This window comes from Pseudomonas sp. 10C3 (genome assembly GCF_036346185.1).
Classification (GTDB): Bacteria; Pseudomonadota; Gammaproteobacteria; order Pseudomonadales; family Pseudomonadaceae; genus Aquipseudomonas.
Genome location: NZ_JASJVE010000002.1, coordinates 321,979 through 342,487, shown reverse-complemented (window position 1 = coordinate 342,487; position 20,509 = coordinate 321,979). Strand labels below are relative to the sequence as shown.

Below are 20,509 nucleotides of genomic sequence, written 5' to 3'. Positions count from 1 at the left end.
GGGGCATGAGAGAAAGTTTCGTCAGGAAGCCGCTTCCTGGTTGACGGCTATGAACTCCAGCATTTTTTGATTGCCGTCGAGAATGTCTGCCTGGATTGCGTGTTTGGCGGCTGCCGCATCCTGCTGACGCAGGGCATTGAGTACTTCGACATGGTGTTCGATGGCCATGGTCAGGGAGAAATGCACGTACGCCTGAGCGATCAACGGTCCTGCGCGCATCCACAGACTGTCCAGATAGCTACGCAGCAAAGGCATGCGTGCAGCTTCCGCGATCAAAAAGTGAAACTCGCTATTCAGGCGTAGCGCTTCAGGAAGGTCGCTATTGTTGATGGCTTCGAGGTTGAGCTGAATGTTGGCGTCGATGCGCTTAAGGTCGTTTGAGGTTGCAAGCCGCGCGGCGGTTTCGGCACCAAGGCCTTCAAGATTCAGCCGCAGTGTGCGGATTTCCAGATAGGCCGCACTGTCGAGCACCGGTACTCGGATGTCTTTGGGGGTCTTGAGCACCAGAGCTTTCTCTTTCGCCAGTTGCAGAATGGCGTCTCGCACGGGTGTGACGCTTGTTCCCAACTGACTGGCCAGCTCCCGGATGCGTAGTCGATCGTCAGGCTTGAGGCCGCCTGTGATCAGCGCGTTGCGCAGTTTGGAGTAAACGTTGCTGCCCAGATAAGTGTGAGTGATAGCGTCGAAGGGGTAAGACATGAATCACCGAATGCATGGAGCTGTTTGGCCAAAGACTATACAACATGATGCATTAAGCCTTTTGCGGAAATTGGCGTAGCGATAACGGTGCGCAACTGGCTGGGTAACATCGACTCGATTTCGTCCTTGGTCACCCACGCGATCGATTCAGACCCACAGAACGCGAAGCCCCCTGAACCGTCCGAAAAGATACTGTGGGCTATTTCTTTTGGCGCGCGACGTCTCTGTAGGTTTTGGGCAACTCCCCGGTCCATTGCCGAAACGCTCGGGTGAACGCGGACGGCTCAGAAAAACCCAGCATTTGGGAGATGAGGCTGATCGACATCGACGTCTGGCTCAAGTAGTGGATCGCCATGTCGCGACGCACTCCGTCCTTGAGTCGTTGAAATTGGCTGCCTTCGGCTGCGAGTTTTCGCCTCAGCGTTCTCTCCGTGAGGTGCAACTCAAGGGCGGCACTCTGAGTGGTTGCCTCAGCCAGGTCTTCGGAACGCTCCAGATGATCCAACACCCGCCGTGTATAAACCGGGTAGTAGGCCGGGCGAGTGAACCAGTCGACCGGTGCCCGTTTCAAGTGATGGCCGAGGGTCTCGGGCGTTTGCACCAACGGTGCCGTGAGTATCGCGGCATCGAATACCAGGCAGGTCACGGCCTGGTCGAACATTGCCGGACAAGGAAACATCAAGCGGTATTCGGTCAGGTGTTTGGGCGCAGGATGGTCAAACGCGACATATTTCAGGGGAATCCGCTGGCCAACCAACCAGCTGGGAAACCGATGCCACAGCAGCAACAGGAAACCTCTCAACAAGTAATCCGGGTCTTTAGCCGGGTCCTTGAGCGCCATCGAAAAAATCGCCTCATCGCCGACGATGTCGAGCGACAGATGCAGGGAGTCATTGACCACGTTGTAGAAGTGGCTGAGCTTGTAATACACCGAATGCAGGTTGTGCGAATGAACGACCTGCTTGGCCATGATGGCAAAGACACCCTGTGGACAGCGTTGCGAGCCCATGCCAAGAAACTCGTCGTCGGCCAGGCGCCAGACGGCCCGCATCAGGCGGCTGAATTGGTCAGGCGTGATCCGCAGATGGGCATTTTCCAGCATGCGCCGGTTAAGGCCCGCCTCCTTGAGCAGCACCGCTTCGTCGAGGTGAAGACGGTGGCCGGCATTCATCAACATTCGGGCGAAATGGATAGAGATTGAATAGCGTTCGATGCCCATCGGAGGCAGATTCCTGCAGCATGTGCGGTCAGTTTATCGCCTAAGCGCTGTCCGTTAATGTCTATTTTTAGACTGGTTTCGTTATTGTCGCCAAGGGGCCTCCCGATAGAAGCTAGCCGCCACCTGCAGACGCTTGTCTGACCCGGCCAGAACGCTGTTATTGCCTGACTCTCCAAGGAAGCCCGTCCGTGCACGTGCAAGTAGCAGACGCGGTTACCGTCCACCAGAACGTGACGGCACCCGGAACAGGCGCATCCCGCCTGAAAAACCGCACGCTAAACGAATGGGCGCGCCACCGTTGTAGGGCGTACGTACGCCCGCACGACGCACAGCCTTCCCGATACGCGCCAACCGCCGCACCGGTTCCCGGGCAAGTCCGGCACCGATGAGCGCAATTGCACCTGCGACGCAGTGGTCATTGCCAGCGCCACCTAGTGCGTAACGGTTGAAGCAAGAGGTCCGCGAATATGGCCAATTTAGTCGATTACCGGGTGCTGTTAGCCAAGGCCTGACGTGACTCAGGCCGATACCGAACATCGCCCGTTATGCCCCCCTGTGGCTGACACAGGCGGCCTGCCTAACGCATCGTTTTAGAGAGGAAACATAATGAGTGATTACGCCCACCCCTACCGCGACACCACGTTCGTCCTCAAAGAACTGGTCGAATTTGAAGCCTTGTGCGCGTCGGCTCATCTGGACGATATCAACGATGAGCTGGTGTCCGCGATTCTGGCCGAAGCCGGTCGTCTGGGCTCCGGGGTATTGGCACCACTCAATCGGATTGGCGACACCCAAGGCGCGCGCCTGAATGAGCAAGGCGTGCAGGAAGCTCCAGGGTTCGCCGACGCCTACCGCCAATTCCAGGCTGGCGGCTGGCCTTCATTGACTGCAGCCGAAGCCTGGGGCGGCCAAAACCTCCCCAACGTGATAGGCACCGCCGTCAGTGAAATCTGGCACTCGGCCAATATGGCCTTCGCCCTCTGTCCGATGCTGACCCAAGGCTCGATTGAAGCGATCGCGCACCATGGCTCGCCCGCCCTACGCGAGGCTTACCTGTCCAAACTGGTCAGCGGCGAATGGACCGGCACCATGAACCTCACCGAACCCGATGCAGGTTCGGATTTGGCCGCCATCAAGAGCCGAGCCATCCCTCAGGGTGATCACTACCTCATCAGCGGGCAAAAAATCTTTATCACCTGGGGCGACCACCAGATGACGGACAACGTTGTCCATCTGGTACTGGCCCGGCTGCCGGATGCACCGGCCGGTGTCAAAGGGATTTCCCTGTTCGTGGTGCCTAAATTCCTGCTGGATGCTCAAGGCAAGCCCGGCGCACGCAACGATGCCCGCTGCATTTCCCTGGAACATAAACTGGGCATCCACGGCAGCCCGACCTGCGTCATGAGCTTTGGCGACAACGGCGGGGCCATCGGTTATCTGGTGGGCGAACCGCACCAAGGGCTGGCCTGCATGTTCACCATGATGAACCACGCCCGGCAAAGCGTTGGCCTGCAAGGGCTGGCCATCTCGGAACGGGCTTACCAGCAGGCGCGTCAGTACGCAAAAGATCGCCTGCAAGGGACGCGTAAGGACGGCAGCCGCTTCTCGATCATCCATTTTCCCGATGTCCGTCGCATGTTGCTTCAGATGAAATCGTCCATCGAGGCGATGCGGGCCCTGGCGTTGGTGGCCGCTGCCGAAGTGGACCGCACTGCCCACGCGCATGACGCCGACGCCGCGCAGGTTCATCAAGGTCGCGTCGACCTGCTCACACCCATCGTTAAGGGGTGGCTGACAGAAATGGCGCAAGAGGTGACCTCGCTCGGTGTGCAAATTCACGGCGGCATGGGGTTTATCGAAGAAACCGGCGCAGCCCAGCACTACCGTGACGCCCGTATCCTGACCATTTATGAAGGCACCACTGGCATCCAGGCACTGGACCTGGTTGGGCGCAAAACTCTGCTCAATCAGGGCGAACTGCTCACCCGTTTGCTGGACGAAATCGGTGAAACCGTCGCCCTGCTGCAAGGCTCGGCCACTCTGGCCCACCAGGCCGAGGCACTGGACGATGCCTTGTGCGCTGGCCGCGCCGCTCTGCGCGTGCTCCTCGACAATGCCAAAAACGACGCCCACCTGGCGGGCAGCATCAGCGTCAATTTCATGATGCTGTTCGGCTACCTATGCGGGGGCTGGTTGATGGCCCGCTCGGCACTCAGAGCCCAAGCCCTGCTGGACTCGGGCAACGGCGACCCGCAGTTCCTGGACGCCAAGCGGATCACTGCCGACTTCTATGCCGAGCAACTGCTGCCTCGCGTGCACGCCCTGCTGGCGGCGATTAGCAGTGGCAGCAAAAGCATCATGGCGCTGGACGATGAGCAGTTTTGAGCCTGCGCGGGCCTGATTGACCCACGTGATGGCCCGCACCATGAGCCGTGGCGACAACGTTTAAACGTCGTCGTCCGCCTTGATCGTCTCGGCCTCTGCTTGTGCCCAGACTAACGAACAATCCGACGAGCAGTGCTTCTCAGAGGCACTGCCCGGTATGGGCGCGAGTACCGGTTGAACGGCAGATGTCCGGTGCCCCGCCTGCTATTCCCTACATTCGAGGTTTTTTCCATGCACGCTGCGCGTATCCGGCTGGCTTCCTTGCACGACAAAATCATGAGTGCAACACAGGCCGCCCTGCTCATTAAAGACGGCATGACCATCGGCATCAGTGGTTTTGGCGGTGCCGGAGACGCCAAGGCAGTCCCCCTGGCCTTGATCGAGCAGGCCAGGCACGACCCGCTGAAAATCAACCTGATCACCGGCGCCAGCCTTGGCCGTGGTCTGGACGGGATGATGGCCGAAGCGGGTCTGTTGGCCCGACGCATGCCGTTTCAGGGCGACGCTGTGCTGCGCAAGGCCATCAACGAAGGCAAGGTGATGTTTATCGACCAGCACCTCTCGGAAGTGGTCGAGCAGTTGCGCGATGGCTACCTGCCGACCCCGGATATCGCAGTTATCGAGGCGGTGTGCATCACCGAACAGGGGCATATCGTGCCCACCTCGTCAGTGGGCAACTCGGCCACCCTGGCACTGGCCGCCAAACAGATCATCATCGAACTCAACCTGGCGAGCAGCCCTCATTTCGAAGGGCTGCATGATATCTACCAACCCCAGAATCGCCCTCACCGTGGCCCGATCCCCGTCCTCCAATCAAACAACCGCATTGGCAGCCATGCCATCGAGATCGACCCGTCACGCATCGCCGCCATCGTCATCTGCAACACACCCGAGGCGGCCGTTCCCATGTTGCCGCCTGACAACGACACACAGGCCATTGCCAATCATTTGGTGCGGTTTTTCGAGATCGAGGTGGAAATGGGGCGTCTGACGAGAAACCTGGCACCGCTGCAAGTGGGGGTGGGTTCCATCGCCAACGCGGTGATGTGCGGCTTGATCGACGCCCCGTTCAACGACCTGGTGCAGTACTCCGAGGTGTTGCAGGATTCCACCTTTGACCTGCTGGATGCCGGCAAGCTGAAATTCGCCTCGGGGTGCTCCATCACCCTCTCTGGCGCCTGTGGCGAGCGGGTCTTCAAGAACCTGGAAAAATACGCCGAGCGCCTGGTCTTGCGCCCACAGGAAATCACCAACCACCCGGAAGTAATCCGGCGCCTGGGGATCATTGCAATCAACACCGCGCTGGAGTTCGACCTGTATGGCAACGTCAACTCCACCCACGTCGGCGGTACACACATGATGAACGGTATTGGCGGCTCGGGGGATTTTGCCCGCAACGCCCACCTATCGATATTCGTGACTAAATCAATTGCCAAGGACGGGAACATCTCGCGCGTAGTGCCCATGGTCAGCCACGTCGACCACACAGAGCATGACATCGACATTCTTGTAACCGAACAAGGGCTAGCTGACTTACGGGGCCTTGCGCCTCGGGAGCGAGCGCGAATCATCATCGATCACTGTGTACACCCGGACTACCGCGAGGCACTCAATGATTACTTCACCGCCGCCTGTCGTCTAGGCGGGCATACCCCTCACGACCTCAATCAAGCATTGAGCTGGCATATCCGCTTGAACGAAACGGGCAGCATGCTGGCGGCCCACTAGCGAGCCGAAGTCTGCGTCTCGAACAACCACCCGTTCAAGGTCCTCGCCGGCCCCTGAGCGAGTGGTTTTTGAGCATGGTTTGGATCTGCTGAGCCGACTCCCAAGTGCGCATCGCCAGGTTGCGCACTTCGTCGGTCACCACGGAAAATTCATGTCCCTGCTCGCCGCGCACGTCTTCGGGTGGATAGGCATTGGCGACGTCCACGCAACACGAACCTGCCCTGGACACCAAATCTTTCAGGCACTCAAGCCTTCAGGCCGTGCATCTCGCAATACTCCGCCCACTCCATGCCCGCCATCTCGGCAACTTCCTTGTGCACCTCAATCCGTTGCGCCTCAAATTCCTCAGGGGACGCCGCCGTCAATTGCAGGGTCAGTTCCCAGGCAAAGAAGCCCAAGCGCTCAGCCTCGGCCTCAAACGCCTGGTGCAGTCGCTCATCGCGGTATTGTGCCAACGGCACGCCGGAGGCCTGGGCCTCGAGCGGATTCAGGTTGTCCAACTCTTCGCGGAGGGCAGGGTGCTCCGCAAGAAATTTATCCAGTGCTATTTGGTGCGGCTGTTCAGTTTGGATCATGCAAAGTCCTTAAACGGCTGTGGGTATCGTTGTGGTCGATCAACTCATCCTCTATGCCGCCCTGGTCTGGTCGGGCGGCATGTCTTGCGTTGCCGTGTTGGATGACATGAAGACCTTTAATCGTCCGATCTTCGTCCGAGCCTTCCGGTTTTTAAACTGTCCGTGTACCTGCGAAGCATGCATTCATCTTCTTGAAGCGACAGAATTACCTTCCCGATCAACTGAGAGGCTTGTTCATTGCCGCCTTCGATCAGTTGCTCCGAACAATCTGAAAGCTGACTCATCGTCTGCTTTAGATTGTCAGCTACATCACCAAGATCGCTTTCCATCGAGCTATTTTTTTGTAGTTTTCTCATAAAGCCGCCTTGGCAGAAAAGTGTGTTGTAACCATTGGCCATCGTCTGTATTGAAGTGCTCGGCCCCTTTTATTTTAGTCGCTGCTTTTCCTTGCCGTGGTTTTCCGTTATCAAATCAGTGCGCTAGCCGGCTGCATGAAGAGCGTAAGGGCCGCTGGCCATTTGTTCGAGAGCAGTGCCCGGATGGGGAGGAGTACTGGCAGGCCATGGTCGATGGTTGTTTGCGTACGCTGAACTTCAGGGGCCCGTCTTCCTGCGCGGATGCTGGTAGCACTGCAGTCGTGTCAGGCACTCGCGCGCATCGAGTCACCGTCGAAACAAGCGACTTGGTTGCGTCCACGCGCTTTTGCTTCGTACAGTGCCAAATCCGCTTGTTTGAACCATTCATTGAACAACATTGGATTGTCGAATGCGGTTAGACCGATGCTTAAGGTCGCAATGGCCGTCTGTTTTTGACCGAACACAGCGTCAGCGATCTCTACCCTCACCCTGTCAAGCACCTGAAAGGCGGTCGCCCTGTCGGTATCAGGCAGGAACACACAAAACTCATCCCCACCGAATCTCGCGACAATATCAGTTGAACGCAGGTTAGACCTGAGCGCGGAAGCTACGTGTCGCAGGACTTCATCCCCAACAAGGTGGCCATGCGTGTCGTTAATCTGCTTGAAATGATCCAGGTCTACGAGTGCTAGACAGCCATTCGAGACGCCATATCCGCAGCGTTTATATTCGTTTTCGAGCAGCGCGTTCCAGTAACGACGGTTATAGAGACCTGTCAGGCTGTCGGTCTCACTCAGCTCACGCAACACTTTACGGTTCTGCCCTAGCCGAAGCGCCAGCCGGTATAACGTCCAACCGATGACCAGTGGCTGGATGATGATCATCGGCATCGACGAATAGACGACTAAGGGACTGCTATAAAGTGAAAAACTTAAGCCGAACATTGCGACGGAGACGGCGATTCCCGCCATTTTGGCCAGCCAGCCGCGTAATACAAAGGCCATTCCGCCTGTAGCGACGTTGTTCATTGCCAGCATCGAGAGCATCACCACGCTGGGGAGCAAGTTGAACCCTATGGCGGCGACCCAAAACGCGGAAAAAGCTGAGTCAAGCAGGACACTGCGCCGTTCGATATCCGCGGGATGCTCGGCGGATCGTGCCAGTACGAAGGCTATCCACGGCCAAACGAAGCAAAAAGTGATGAGCAGTGCCCATATGAAAGGCGGACGACCTTGCTCCCAAAAGACCCCGGCGACGCAGAAAAAACCAGCGGCCAGCCCTATCGCACGAGGCATCAATGCGCGTTTTGCGAAGGCCTGGCTCCTGTTCCTTGCTCCGAATGAACTCGTCATTACTGTATCCATACATCGAGATTATGCAGCTACGACCTCGCTCAAGCGCTGGCCAAATCGAGCATGAAAATTTATGCACGTTCGATAACTTAACAGACTTGTCGAGTTGTATATCAAAATGCCATTGTTTGCGGCGGGAGTGCTTCTGGTGGCCCATAAGCAGTACGGATTACAGCCTACGGGTTGTAAACTCCAAAACAGGCCCGAAACAGCACCTCAAGCACTGACAGGTTGCCCTTGACGCTGCTGATCTTTGTCGGTACTTCGCCTTTTGGATAGCGCCTGACGGTCGGTAGCTCGACACAGCGATAACCCAGTTTCGGTGCGCGGTAGGAGAGGTAAGCGAGTAGTTCGTAGGTCATGAACACATCGCGGAATATCGCCACCTTCGGGTCCAACAGCAGTTTGCGGCTGTAGGCACGGAAACCCTGGGTGGTGTCTGTCCATTTAAAACCGGAAGACAGACTCAGCATTGGCGCATGGATAAAGCGGATCGCGAAGTCTCGCGATTTAGGGGTGTTCTCTGCGACGCCTCCCGAGACAAAACGGGACGCTTGGACGAAGTCCACGCCTTGCTTGAGCGCGTCGATGAAGCGAGGTATGGCTTCAGGATCGTCCTTGTCGTTACCGTCAATCGTGACGATGCCCTCATAGCCCTGATCGAGTGCAAAGGCGTAAGCGCAACGCAGTTGAGCGCTTAACTTTCCCGGAGCGGTTTTGAGCAGCAGCCCTCGCACCCCTACCTGCTGTAGCGCGTGCAGCTCAAGCGAGCCATCTGTGGTTCCGCCATCAACGATTATGATGTCGGCAGTGTCTTGAATGTTGAGGGCCGCCATCCTGGCCAACAGGCTCTTGATCCGTTCACCTTCATTGATGACCGGAATCACCACGCACCAAGGGTGCTGGCGGCCGAGCCATAGCGGGGTTTGAAAGGAGGGCACTTGCCAGGTCTTACGCCCGTCAGGCGTTATATCGGTTGGCATCATTGTGTTTACCATCAAGCAACGCGCGCTGTAATCAGCGCTACGCCAGCAATTACCAGTACGATCCCAGCCCCTGTCGTCCAGTGGAAGGGTTCACGAAAAATCAGCACCGAAGACAACGCCACGGTCGCTACTGCCCCAGCGGTCAGCACCGGGTGCGCCACATTTAAAGGGAGGCGCGCCAACGCTGCGGCATACAGTAAAAAGGCGCCGCCATACAGCCCGAGACCTAGCCAGAATGGCCAATTACTCAGCGCGCCCAGAGGGTCGCCGAGGGACGGAAACTTGCGCGGCGGCATCATGGCCATCTTCACCAGAACACTGGCGGAAGCATTGGAGAGAATCCCGACAAGCAGGATGAGCCACTTCATACGCTGCCCTCCACGCGATGTTTGCGGTAATGCTGGATCGCCACGTTCAGTGCTCGCTCAATCGACACAGCATGCGGTTCATCCTTGGTCGCAAGCATCTCGATGGTCACAACAGGGTTGGGCAGATAGCGCTCCAGGGCCCTCACCATCAGCCCATGATCAGTGCTGCCATCCCCCAGAGGTAGCAGATCGGGCTCGCTGGCATGCACATGCCCGATAAGAGATGCGCAGTTTTGCAGCACCAGACAAGGATCTTCGCCATTGATGGCCAGCGCGCCGGTGTCCAGTTGCATCTTGATGGCGGGATGATCGACCTGCGTCACCACCAAGGCCGTTTCAGCGCTGGTGGTCATGAAGTTGGCGCCATAACAGGTGGGATTGGGTTCAAGGCAGATTGTTACACCATGGGCCTGAGCGATGTCCCCCAGTTTTCTGAAGAACGGCACCGCCACATCCAGTGTTTCCTGGTCATCGAGCCCGGTGCGATCACGATTCTTTGGTGAGCCAAAAACCAGCCGTGTGGCGCCCAGACCCGAGCCGATGCGGCACACGGCGTCCAAGTGTTTCAACAGTGCGGACTGGCTTTGGGCTGACCCAAATACATTGAGCCCCGTAGTACCGAACAACAGCGCCTGCATCCCGGTGATGTCGATGCCACGCTCGGCCCACCAGCCTTTGACCTGAGTAATCTGCTCATCCGTAGCGTTGGCGGGAACAGGAAAATACTTGCCGGGTGCAACATCGATCGCATCAATAGCAAAGCGCTGAAGGAGCGTGGCGATGGCTTCATCTTCCGCGGCATCCCAAGCAATATTGGAAATAGCCAACCTCATATTTTCGCTCCCTCATCGACTTTTATAGTGAGCGGCTCGGACTGAGCGTAGGCCCTGACCGCCTGTACCGTTTCACGGGCGCTGTACTGATAGCGCCCGGCGGCTCCAAATACATGAGCGTGTTTGGTCTGCATGTCGTAGGTCGCTGCCGGGTTAGCCAGAGCGTTGGTGAACTGCCTGCCGAAACCCAGTTGCGAAACATCCGCTACGCTGATCGGCTCTGCAGTGAGGTGAACCAACTTCAAGCCGGCGTTCAGCGCGGTTTGGATGTCATACCAGAGATTGACCATTGGGTAAAACTGGAAGACACCGCGACTATCGATGGCTTGAAGATTGTTGTCATTCAAAAAATCGAAGATGACATTTTTGCGCAAGCCGGGTCCAACTAGCCCAGGCAGACGGACGATTAAATGATTGGGGAAGTGGCTTTCGACAAACGTCTCCAGCAGCCGGCGATGCAGGCCATAGGCGTGCAGGCCTGACTCATCGACAGGGGTATCCTCATCGACACCCATGACGGTACTGAAGACATCGACCGTGCTGATCAAAATGAAGGTGTTGCACTGAATGGTTTTCAGGTGGGCGATCAGCCCCTCGATTTTCTGCCGATCCGCTTCAGGTTCACGGTTGGCAATCCACTTTTGAGCGGGGGCGCCTGCGCAGACAACGGTATTAAACGAGTGGCCTTCAATGTGACCTATAGTGGTTGATCGATAAACTGACTCAAAGGCAGTCTGCTTTGCAATCGTAGACCCTACAAACCCACTAAACCCAATCAAACAATTATTCATGTTATTCATGATCCACCCGGCAATGCATACGGAGCAACTCGGCATTGTGAACATGCAGAACTGAGGTGTACTGACAGTCAGATTTTTTGATTTCAGTTTCAATCACTGCGGTAATTCCCTTGTCGTCGTCCTGGCGATCAAGGTGCGACAGTAATAAGTAAAACTCACCGGCGGGCCTGAGTTCAAATAACGTCCGGATCATTGAGAAGAACGTTGGCATTTCCATGGCCGGGTCTCGGGTCTGAGTCGTTTCATCCAGTACACGGGTATAGTGGTGTTTTTTTAGCCGGTCATCCAACTGTAAATAATATTCAAGAGACGGTTGAGCATCCGGGTAAACTAGAATATTGCTGGGCTCCATTTTCGCAAGGTACTCGTACAGGCTATTGTTGGCCGTGTATTCATAATTCTCCCCTGTGAGATTCTTGTAACACGCTTTGCCTGCCTGGAGTGCCAGGACAACGAACAGAATCCAACCCAATACTTTGAAAGTTTTGGCTTGGCTTGATGTGAACTCAAGAATCGCGCAGCTGGAAATAACCAGACTAAAGGGGACCAGCCAAATCACATGTCGGGGGTAGGTGGCGGGATAAAAACCAAAAACTCTGCCTGCCACGACAACACACACCAGCGCAAAAAAAAATAAATTCAACCTGAAAATAAACCCTCTGTTATTGAAGGCGAACAGTGCGATGCTCGACAGGCAGGACGTGATTAACAGGGCTTTTCCGTAGGCCCCCAGTATCGCGCCACCCAACGATTTCATTGACACTAAAAGAGATTTACCTCCCCCGTACTCAGCGTAGTTACTCAACTGATAGATGGTAAGGTGTTTCATGTAGAGGTATGAGAAAGCCACGCACGCGGCCGCGCACAAAAAGGCAACTATTGTTGCGCTGCGTCGGGGGAATTCTCTGTTCGCCAGGCACCAGAGAAACGCATAGCCTAGAAGTCCCCCTGAAACGATAAGCGTGGAAAACCCGATGAGGCTGATGATTGCCGCAATTAAGAGAGTCCAAAAAATATTTTTATTTTCTTCAGCCTCCCATATCGCAAAGATGGCCAGAAAACTCCCGCTGACTTCAAGGAAGTAATATTTTAGCTCTGTCACGTGAAAGCCGGAAGAAAACGTATTTCCGATGATCGCCACCAGGAAAACAAAAAGACCCCACTTATATTTCTTGAACAGGAGACAGACGGGCAAGATCATTAATACCGACGCGGCCAGTACCGACAGCCTGAGGGGTTTGATGTCATAGTGGAAAATTGCCATCGCCGCCTTAAAGAAAAATGAAGCCGGTACCGGTTCTGCTTGATCGTAATAGGGCAGTGGTCTAATAAAGCCACTCAGTGTATTGACCTCTATGATGTTTTTCAGAAGCATGGCTTCATCAATCCATACCGAGCGGGACGCTAACGATAAAAATATGCTCACCAAAAAAAGTAAGGCAATGCCCGTGCACAGTGTGGGTAGATCAAAATACTTCTTCATTCATCTTCTCCAGCACATCATAAATATTGTCAATCTTTCCCCCCAGCACGGAATAACAGCCGGGCAACGCGGCGTGCTTCTCAAAAAGAATGGGTCTCCCGTCATCGCCTTCATTTTTCACAAGCACCGTTTTGACTTCGAACAATGAGTCGACATGCTTAGCCTTGAGTACAGCCGGGACATACCGGCCCACGTCCCTGACCATACGATCCACACGAGTTGCACGTTCGTGGTGCTCGAGTTTTTTGTAGGGATCGATCCCTTGCTGATCGGTCCAGTGCAGGTGCGGGGTGAAGCGGACGTGGGAGAGCGTATGCAGCCCGCGGGCGGGAAATGGCATCATCGAAAAGAAAGGGCCGTCCATCACGGTAATCCCCAAACCATCGAGAGGTGCAGGCATCTGCATCAGGGCCATTTCGGTGATCTCTTGTTTCAGACCCGTTTGCACTCCTGGGAAATCACCCCTGAATTGATTGGTGCCGCTGTAGGTGCAATTGAATACATAACGGCAGGAGATTGAAGCTTGGGCGCTGTCCTCGGTTTCTGTGATGACTTGCAGTGTTGCATCTGGTCCTTTCGAAATCTCCGTTGCTCGGGTCTTGTAGCAGATCTGCACACCGCACTCTGCTAGCTCGCGTTCAGCCCAACGTGCCAGTTTGGTGGAGTTGAAAGCATACTCTTCGACCAGGAACACATTTTCAATGAGGCGTGGTTCAAACAAGGCTCGCAACGCAGGGGCTGCCGGCTGAACCTTGGCTCCAATGTCACGGCAAAATCGCTCAAACTGTTTTGCCGTGACCTTCGAGTTGTGGCGGGCAATGGCGTAGAGTTTGATGAAATCCTGTGTTACCGCTTCGGGCCAGTCGCGTACGAACTTGGGCAGGTTTATCCGGCTGCGATACGCTGTCGTGAAACAGCGAGGGTAGTGATAGCCATTGTGCACGCGGGCCTGATTGTTATACGAGGCGCGCATCATTAGCGCGGGCTCACGCTCTATCAGCATGATGCGCTTGAGGCCTCGCTGCTTCGCTAGGTAGACCGCGATGGCCGAGCCATAAAACCCACCGCCAATAATAACCGCATCGTAGTTAGGGTCGACACTTGGCATCAGGACATTTCCCCCCGGGCCAAGTTTGTCGTATTGGCGGGGGGGGACGACACCTCTTCGATATTCAGTTTGTCGAGTCGCGTCATGCGAGCGCTGGTGAACTCTTGGGCCACATGGTATAGCGGACCTTCATTCGAGAAGCTGGCCATGTTCAGGATGTATTCGCCGAGCACCAGAAGCACGAGTGATATCAGAAAGAACATGCCCGACTGTTGCAGCGAAAGGCTGATCCAGCCAGGCGCGACGTCGGTTTTAAAAAAACCGATGCCGACCACATAGCCGCAGTAAATAAGGTTGACGATAGCGCCAAACAAGGAGAGTGCTGTCACAAGGCGCATCGGCGCGCGCGTGGTCGACACCAGCAGGCGTATGCCACGGTCGATACTGTCTCCCAGACGTTTGCGGCGCTGGAATGTGGGTGACGCGCTATAGCTGTAGCTGAGGTGTGCGCGCGCAAACCCACCCGTAGCGGGCAGATGGCGATAGGTCATCGCTGGCTTGGGATGCTGAAGAATGAAGTTGATCACTCTTTTGCTAAGGATGCGGTACTGCGGCGCTTCTTTGGCGAGATGGATGCCATTGAACCAGTGGTAGAGCATGTGGAATACGGCAAAAGCAACCCGATAGGCAAGGCTTTGCACAGGCTTTTGCTCGTTACTGACAAAAACCACATCAGCGCCGCCAATGGCTTTTTTGAGCATTTCCGGTAAAAAATTGATGTCGTCTATCATCGGATCAATGACGGCTACAAAGTCACCCAGTGCATTCTCCAGCCCGACCCATGAAGCGGTGTCGACATCCACCTCCTTGGTCAGTGCATAGACCTGCAGATTGGCAAATCCATCTTCGCCCGTCAGGCGCTTCATGACGGAAATGCTGTCATCGTTCGACGCATTGTCAACAATGATCAACTCATAATCACTGACGATGGAGGCAATCACCGAGGTTGCCTCAAACAGAATGCTTTCAATGCGCTCAGACTCGTTGCGGACAACGAAAACCACCGACAAAAAACAGGGGAAAAATGCCATTTTAAATCCCCTTTAAAACGTCAAGAACCCTTGAGCGCTGCTTGAAACGACGTACGCAGCACTTAAACGGGATCGAATCAATGTCGTTGGGCGGGGCACTCTCTATGCCGGCACATTGGCCAGTCTTGAAAGTTAGAGTTACCGCAAGGGCTGACGGCAGACGAAGGTTATGCCAGATGTCTGGAATGAGTCGAAGCACAGCAGGAGATTGTCGAGATGAAGTGCTTAATATGAAGGGGGGCCGGAAGGTCAAAATAGTCATAAAAAAGTACCCCTGACTGCTTGCTAGATGTTGTCCAATCCAGAAAACAAAAAGGTACCAACGCGTGAGCGCTGCACTTTTTCATGGCGTTATGCTACTGAGGCAGGCTAGACCAGAGACCGGCACTTCGCTAGGCGAACGCTGAAAAAAGGCTTGAAATGTTGAAACCAGGCTCGCGTGGCGGTGGGTAGGCGGCAATGGCACAATTACCCTCTCGCTGAGCCGCGACTGACGGTTTTTTGTGTATACATTTTGCCAGTTTTACCTCCGGGCTCTCTGTCCGGGGCCGCAGCCAAACCCGCATAATGTCCCTTCAGTTTGGGCCCGACCTGCCGATAATCAGGTCAGTCCAGGATTCAGGAGCGGAAACCGTGAATTTGTATATCAACCAGCTTCAGAAGAAGAATGATTTCAGGAACGCGATCTATGCAGGCGATATTTTCCTGAATACTGATCTGAATGCTCCTAAGGACCTCTGCGCGTTTGCCCGGGAAAGTATCACTGCGGCGTTCGACGGCGAGACCCGTCACCAAGCGTTGCACACGATGATGCCGGTGCAAGAGTTCATCGGGTTGGTGACGAAGCTCAAGGGCCAGTTCACTAACTGTATTGAAGTTAAAGAAATGATCCGCAATTTCGTCCTGGAAATTGGTGCAAACCCTGGTGAGTTTCTTTTTGACGTTCCGCGAATTCGGGTCGTCCCTCACTATGACTATCTGCATGCTGGCGTCAGTTATGCCTACAAACCGCATCGTGATAAGTGGTATGGCAGTGTCGACTGTCAGATCAATACCTGGATGCCGGTTTACACGATTCAACCGGACCAGACGATGATGATCAATCCAGCCTATTTTTCAGTGCCGGTGAAAAACTCCTCTGCGGACTGGAGTCTGTCTGACTGGATCAACGTGCAGCGTCCTTTGGCTCAGAAAAACGTGATTGAAGAGTTACGCGTTCACCCCATTCCGCTTGAAGACATTTCAACGGCTTCGGAAATCCGGATTGCCGCCAATGCTGGCGAGATTCTGACTTTTTCGGGATCGCACCTGCACGGCACGGTGCCTAATTACACTGAACAGACCCGTTTCAGCATTGATTTTCGCCTGGTGCACATCGCTGATCTTCTTAGCCAGCGTGGTGCTGTCAACGTCGACAGCGGTGTCGCAGACACAGAAGCCGGGTATAAAGATTTTTTCCATGTCAGCGACTTTTCGCATTTCCAAGGAACCAACCAATGACCAAGCGTCGCCTTACCGCAGCTGAAACCGAGTACAACGAAAAACGCGCGGGCGTACTCAGCCGTGTTGACGCCAAATACGTCGCTGATGCGCCATTCGTGTTTGCAGATCGGATTACGGTCACGGCGGCGTTGTCACGCATCGAGTTGTTCAAAATGGTTCAGGATGTGCCCGGCGCCATTATCGAATGCGGTGTCTACAAGGGTAATTCCTTGATGCTGTACATGCAGTTGTCGATGATTCTCGAACCTTATGCGATCAACCGCTCGATCATCGGCTTCGATACGTTCTCTGGCTTCACCGGTATCGACGCTAAAGAAGATCCCACTGATATCAACGATGCTATGTTCTCGGATACTGACGAGACCCTGATTCAGGACATGATCGATGCCAACGATCTGGTGCGTCCGGTCAATCGGATTCCGCGTTGCGAGATTGTCAAAGGTGACATCCTTGACACCGTGCCAGCTTTCGTCAAAACACGCCCGGATCTGGTGGTGGCGATGCTGATTCTTGATACCGATCTCTATTCGTCGACCAAAGTCGCGCTGCAAACCTTTTTGCCTTACATGCCTAAAGGCGCGATCGTCGTTCTGGATGAAGTTGCTTACCGCAACTTCCCTGGCGAAACCAGCGCGTTGCGTGAGTGCGTGGACCTGAACAAAATTGAACTCAAGCGCTTGCCGTTCGATTCGACGGTAGGTTATTTCCGCGTCTGACCGGCGTCAACACTGCGAGTGAACTCGCGTCATCGGTGATTCTGTACGTTATAGGGGCATGATGAAGCTACGAACCATGGCGTTAGCCACCCAATACTGTGTAGGCACTGGCGTCGAGTTGGGGGCAGCATCACATAACCCTTTCGATCTGCCAGACTGCCTGAAGGTGGCTCCCTGCGATGGCAGGTTGTTTTTGTATCCTCAGGATATGGACGATTTCAATGCCTATCATCACGAGCAGATGCGTACATCCGGCGAAGTGGAGAGCGTTGATCTATTGGGCGATTTTCAGTCGATAGCCGCTGGTGATGGGACCTTTGACTACCTCATCAGTTCTCATGTCATTGAGCATGTTCCTAACGTCTTTGCGGCTTATATAGAGTCCTCGCGGGTTTTAAAGAACGGCGGTGTTTTTTTCTGCATTTTTCCTAAGCGTACGGCAACCCTTTACGACTCAACGAGGCCATTGATAACGGTCGAGCAGATGGTCGATGACTACGAGAAGGGGCTCGACATGGCGATCATGCCAAAGGAGAACTGGCGAGGGCATTACCAGGTTTTTTCCTTGCAGAGCATGATTCGGGCGATCAATTTCCTGAACAGGAATGAATTAGGAAGCTGGCTCATCGAATGTGTCGAGGAGACAGACTCGAAGGTCGGTAACGGGCACACGGTTGTGCTGAGAAAGTTCGACGGACTTATCGGTGCGGTGTGGCAAGACGGCGCAGCCTTCAGTGAGTCATTTAATCAGTTGGTGAATGAAGGCAAACTGGCCGATGCACTCCGCGCGATCAAGGTTTCGTTGTCCTTCAATTTTTTTGATTCGGAAAAGCTCTATCTGGCTTCGCTTCTAAGCTGCGAGTTGGGTTACACCCATGAGGGCATCGAGTTTTTGCGTCAGGCCCTGACGTTGGATCCGGAAAACGAGGGTTACAGGAAAGACTTCCTGTCGCTGACCAAAGCGCCGTACGTCAATACGGTGCTCTGATTGCGTCTGCACGCGCTGCGGTTTCTAACGATTTTGATGGGAAAAGGATTTTTGTCGTCGCGCTTGAAATTTTGAACGGGTGATGCGTATTTTGTACAGGTTGCCGGTGGACGGCTTGTACAGCAATAAAGGATTTAGAATCATGACAATTAATGACCACCGTTCCCTTGCGGAGCGATTGACGGGCATTGATGAGATTGAGTGCGTAACGCCGGATTTGAAAGGTGTGTCACGTGGCAGGGTGATGACCGCTGAGGGTTTCCTCGAAGGGCGGCGTTTGCAGCTTGCGCGTGGCGTGTTGTTGCAATGCATCATAGGCGGCTATCCGCCGGCGCGATTCTACGGTAGCGATGACGGCGATCTGGCGCTGATTGCCGATCCGACCCAGATTCACCGTTTGCCCTGGAGTGAGCACCCGCGTGCGCTGACAATTTGCGATGCGGATGAGCTGGCGGGGGAGGGTTTTCGTCTCTCGACGCGTGGTTAGCTCAAGGCGATCATCGCCCAATAATGCCTGCTGGTCTTACGACAACCGCGCTGCTGGCTTGCGTATTCCGGCGAGTGCGCCGGTCGCCAGAAGGGTGGAGAATCGGCTGCCTGGTGCGGACGCCAACCCTTATCTTGCCATCGCCGCGAGCCTTGCCACCGGTCTTTATGGTATTGAACATGAGTTGGAGCCAGCGGCGCCGATTCAGGGTGAGATTCAAGTGCCGGATGAATTGTCATTGCCGTGTACCTTGCATGCCGCTCTGGAGCGTCTGAGGCGTAGCCAATTGGCGAAGGAGCTGTTTGGTAAAGAGTTCATCGAAGGCTACATCGCTTCGAAGAGTATGGAACTGACCAGCTTTTTTGATGAAATTACTCCCTGGGAAAGGCGCGTGCTGGCTGCTCAGGCTTAGAAACGTTGGTTTTGGACTCTTCCGTCTGGATGACTCCATTCTTTTGCTCTTCTTCTTTTATGTGGAAAGCCTGGAACGTCGATGCGTCAAATTTGGAAGTCCTTTCGAGCGCTTTATTTTGCCTCGCTGATGATGCTCATCGGCTCGGGTCTGTTAAGTACCTATCTTGCTTTGCGCCTGGCGGCCGACCAAGTCGATAGTCTGTGGGTCGGCGCTTTAATGGCGGCCAACTACTTCGGTCTGGTACTGGGCGGCAAGATCGGTCACCGGCTGATTAGCAGGGTCGGGCACATTCGCGCCTACGCCACGTGCGCAGGTATTGTTGGTGCTGCGGTGTTGGGGCACGGTCTGGTCGACTGGTTGCCTGCGTGGCTGTTCCTGCGGGTCATCGTGGGCCTGGGGATGATGTGTCAGTACATGGTCATCGAAAGCTGGCTGAACGAGCAGGCACACGCCAAGCAACGCGGCATTGTGTTTAGCGGTTACATGATCGCGTCTTACCTTGGCTTGGTGCTGGGTCAGCTGATTCTGGTTATTCACCCGTCTTTGGGCCCCGAGTTGCTGATGCTGGTCGCGCTGTGCTTTGCCCTTTGCCTTGTGCCGGTGGCGATGACCCGCAGTATTCACCCGGCGCCCATGCACCCGGCGCCGCTGGAACCCCGTTTTTTCCTTAAGCGGGTGCCGCAATCGTTGAGCACCGTATTGGGGGCAGGGCTGATCATCGGCTCGTTCTATGGTCTGGCGCCGCTGTATGCCTCCCAGCAGGGTTTGTCTACCGAGGCGGTGGGTTTGTTCATGGGTAGCTGCATTCTTGCGGGGCTGTTAGTGCAATGGCCGCTCGGCGCCTTATCGGATCGCTATGACCGTGCCTTGTTGATTCGGATTTTTGCCGGCGCGCTGGCCTTGTTGGCTTTTCCCTTGGCGGTCATGCCGCAGGTGCCTGTGGAAGTGTTGTTCGGGGTCGGCTTCTTCGCATCTTTGATGCAGTTTTGTCTTTATCCGTTGGCCGTGGCCTTTTCCAATGACCACGTTGAAGGTGAGCGCCGTGTGTCGCTGACCGCCATGTTGCTGATGACCTACGGTATTGGTGCCAGCATCGGCCCGTTGGCTGCGGGCGTACTGATGAAGATGTTCGGCAGCAACATGCTCTACGCTTTCGTCTGTTTTGCTGCCGTGATTCTGGTCTGGCGCATCCGGCCTAAGGCGGTGACCAATCTGCACCAGGTCGAGGACGCGCCGTTGCAACACGTTGCGATGCCGGACAGCATGTCCAGCTCACCGTTGGTGGTCGCGTTGGACCCACGTGTCGATGAACAGGTGGTTCAGGAGCAGATGCAGACAGCAGTCGAACCGCAAGAAGGGGCTGAAACCGAAGGCGAGCGGCAAGCGGAATCGCAGTCGACGGCTTCTACAGACGAGAGCGCTGACAAGCCTGTTTGATAGCGGAGATTGCGCAATTGAGTGATTGAGCTGCGGGGGG

General features: G+C 55.1%; 18 protein-coding genes and 2 pseudogenes. 7 read left to right on the top strand and 13 right to left on the bottom strand.

Going from position 1 to position 20,509, the window contains the following annotated elements:
* Positions 1-21: 21 nt before the first annotated feature.
* Positions 22-699 (bottom strand): GntR family transcriptional regulator, encoded by a 678-nt coding sequence (locus QN399_RS03405; RefSeq protein WP_322180156.1) that lies wholly within the window; start codon positions 697-699, stop codon positions 22-24.
* Positions 700-898: 199 nt separating this feature from the next.
* Entirely contained in the window at positions 899-1,918 is a 1,020-nt protein-coding gene (locus QN399_RS03400; RefSeq protein ID WP_322180154.1) for an AraC family transcriptional regulator, read from the bottom strand.
* A 606-nt stretch (positions 1,919-2,524) separates the two neighbouring features.
* Here QN399_RS03400 and QN399_RS03395 point away from each other — a divergent pair.
* Both QN399_RS03395 and QN399_RS03390 read left to right on the top strand, forming a co-directional pair.
* Entirely contained in the window at positions 2,525-4,303 is a 1,779-nt protein-coding gene (locus tag QN399_RS03395) for an acyl-CoA dehydrogenase (RefSeq protein WP_322180151.1), read from the top strand.
* Between the two features lie 231 nt (positions 4,304-4,534).
* Complete coding sequence (locus QN399_RS03390; protein WP_322180149.1) at positions 4,535-6,031, top strand: succinate CoA transferase; 1,497 nt, start codon at positions 4,535-4,537, stop codon at positions 6,029-6,031.
* A 67-nt stretch (positions 6,032-6,098) separates the two neighbouring features.
* Here QN399_RS03390 and QN399_RS03385 read toward each other — a convergent pair.
* The 11 genes and pseudogenes from QN399_RS03385 to QN399_RS03335 all read right to left on the bottom strand — a co-directional run.
* Positions 6,099-6,197 (bottom strand): annotated as a pseudogene (locus QN399_RS03385) (methyl-accepting chemotaxis protein); the annotation flags it as partial.
* A 79-nt stretch (positions 6,198-6,276) separates the two neighbouring features.
* Complete coding sequence (locus QN399_RS03380) at positions 6,277-6,606, bottom strand: DUF6388 family protein (protein WP_322180147.1); 330 nt, start codon at positions 6,604-6,606, stop codon at positions 6,277-6,279.
* A gap of 116 nt (positions 6,607-6,722) precedes the next feature.
* Positions 6,723-6,962 (bottom strand): hypothetical protein, encoded by a 240-nt coding sequence (locus QN399_RS03375; RefSeq protein WP_330200557.1) that lies wholly within the window; start codon positions 6,960-6,962, stop codon positions 6,723-6,725.
* A gap of 284 nt (positions 6,963-7,246) precedes the next feature.
* Positions 7,247-8,314, bottom strand: a complete 1,068-nt coding sequence (locus QN399_RS03370; RefSeq protein WP_322180143.1) for a diguanylate cyclase — start codon at positions 8,312-8,314, stop codon at positions 7,247-7,249.
* A 176-nt stretch (positions 8,315-8,490) separates the two neighbouring features.
* The gene (locus tag QN399_RS03365) at positions 8,491-9,297 is read right to left on the bottom strand and encodes a glycosyltransferase family 2 protein (RefSeq protein ID WP_322180141.1); all 807 of its coding nucleotides are present in this window, start codon (positions 9,295-9,297) and stop codon (positions 8,491-8,493) included.
* A gap of 14 nt (positions 9,298-9,311) precedes the next feature.
* Positions 9,312-9,668 carry an EamA family transporter gene (locus tag QN399_RS03360; protein ID WP_322180139.1) on the bottom strand — a complete coding sequence of 119 codons (357 nt, stop codon included), beginning with the start codon at positions 9,666-9,668 and terminating at the stop codon, positions 9,312-9,314.
* Entirely contained in the window at positions 9,665-10,501 is an 837-nt protein-coding gene (locus QN399_RS03355; protein ID WP_330200556.1) for a TIM barrel protein, read from the bottom strand. Before QN399_RS03355 ends, QN399_RS03360 begins: the two co-directional genes overlap by 4 nt.
* Positions 10,498-11,394, bottom strand: a complete 897-nt coding sequence (locus QN399_RS03350; RefSeq protein ID WP_330200555.1) for a pyridine nucleotide transhydrogenase — start codon at positions 11,392-11,394, stop codon at positions 10,498-10,500. Before QN399_RS03350 ends, QN399_RS03355 begins: the two co-directional genes overlap by 4 nt.
* Entirely contained in the window at positions 11,294-12,784 is a 1,491-nt protein-coding gene (locus tag QN399_RS03345; protein ID WP_330200554.1) for a hypothetical protein, read from the bottom strand. Before QN399_RS03345 ends, QN399_RS03350 begins: the two co-directional genes overlap by 101 nt.
* Positions 12,768-13,892, bottom strand: coding sequence for an FAD-dependent oxidoreductase (locus QN399_RS03340; RefSeq protein ID WP_330200553.1), 1,125 nt, complete (start codon positions 13,890-13,892; stop codon positions 12,768-12,770). Before QN399_RS03340 ends, QN399_RS03345 begins: the two co-directional genes overlap by 17 nt.
* On the bottom strand, positions 13,892-14,923 hold the full coding sequence (locus QN399_RS03335) for a glycosyltransferase (RefSeq protein ID WP_330200552.1): 1,032 nt from the start codon (positions 14,921-14,923) through the stop codon (positions 13,892-13,894). The genes QN399_RS03340 and QN399_RS03335 overlap by 1 nt, the downstream gene beginning before the upstream one ends.
* A 633-nt stretch (positions 14,924-15,556) precedes the next feature.
* On the opposite strand from QN399_RS03335, the gene QN399_RS03330 reads away from it, so the two are divergent.
* The 5 genes and pseudogenes from QN399_RS03330 (at position 15,557) to QN399_RS03310 (ending at position 20,469) form a co-directional block, all read left to right on the top strand.
* Complete coding sequence (locus tag QN399_RS03330; RefSeq protein WP_330200551.1) at positions 15,557-16,423, top strand: hypothetical protein; 867 nt, start codon at positions 15,557-15,559, stop codon at positions 16,421-16,423.
* Entirely contained in the window at positions 16,420-17,142 is a 723-nt protein-coding gene (locus QN399_RS03325; RefSeq protein ID WP_330200550.1) for a TylF/MycF/NovP-related O-methyltransferase, read from the top strand. The genes QN399_RS03330 and QN399_RS03325 overlap by 4 nt, the downstream gene beginning before the upstream one ends.
* Before the next feature lie 76 nt (positions 17,143-17,218).
* Positions 17,219-18,130: a methyltransferase domain-containing protein gene (locus tag QN399_RS03320; protein WP_322180122.1), complete on the top strand. Its 912-nt coding sequence runs from the start codon at positions 17,219-17,221 to the stop codon at positions 18,128-18,130.
* 244 nt (positions 18,131-18,374) lie between these two features.
* Positions 18,375-19,029: pseudogene (locus tag QN399_RS03315) on the top strand (hypothetical protein).
* Positions 19,030-19,110: 81 nt separating this feature from the next.
* Positions 19,111-20,469, top strand: a complete 1,359-nt coding sequence (locus tag QN399_RS03310) for an MFS transporter (protein WP_330200549.1) — start codon at positions 19,111-19,113, stop codon at positions 20,467-20,469.
* Positions 20,470-20,509 lie beyond the last annotated feature (40 nt).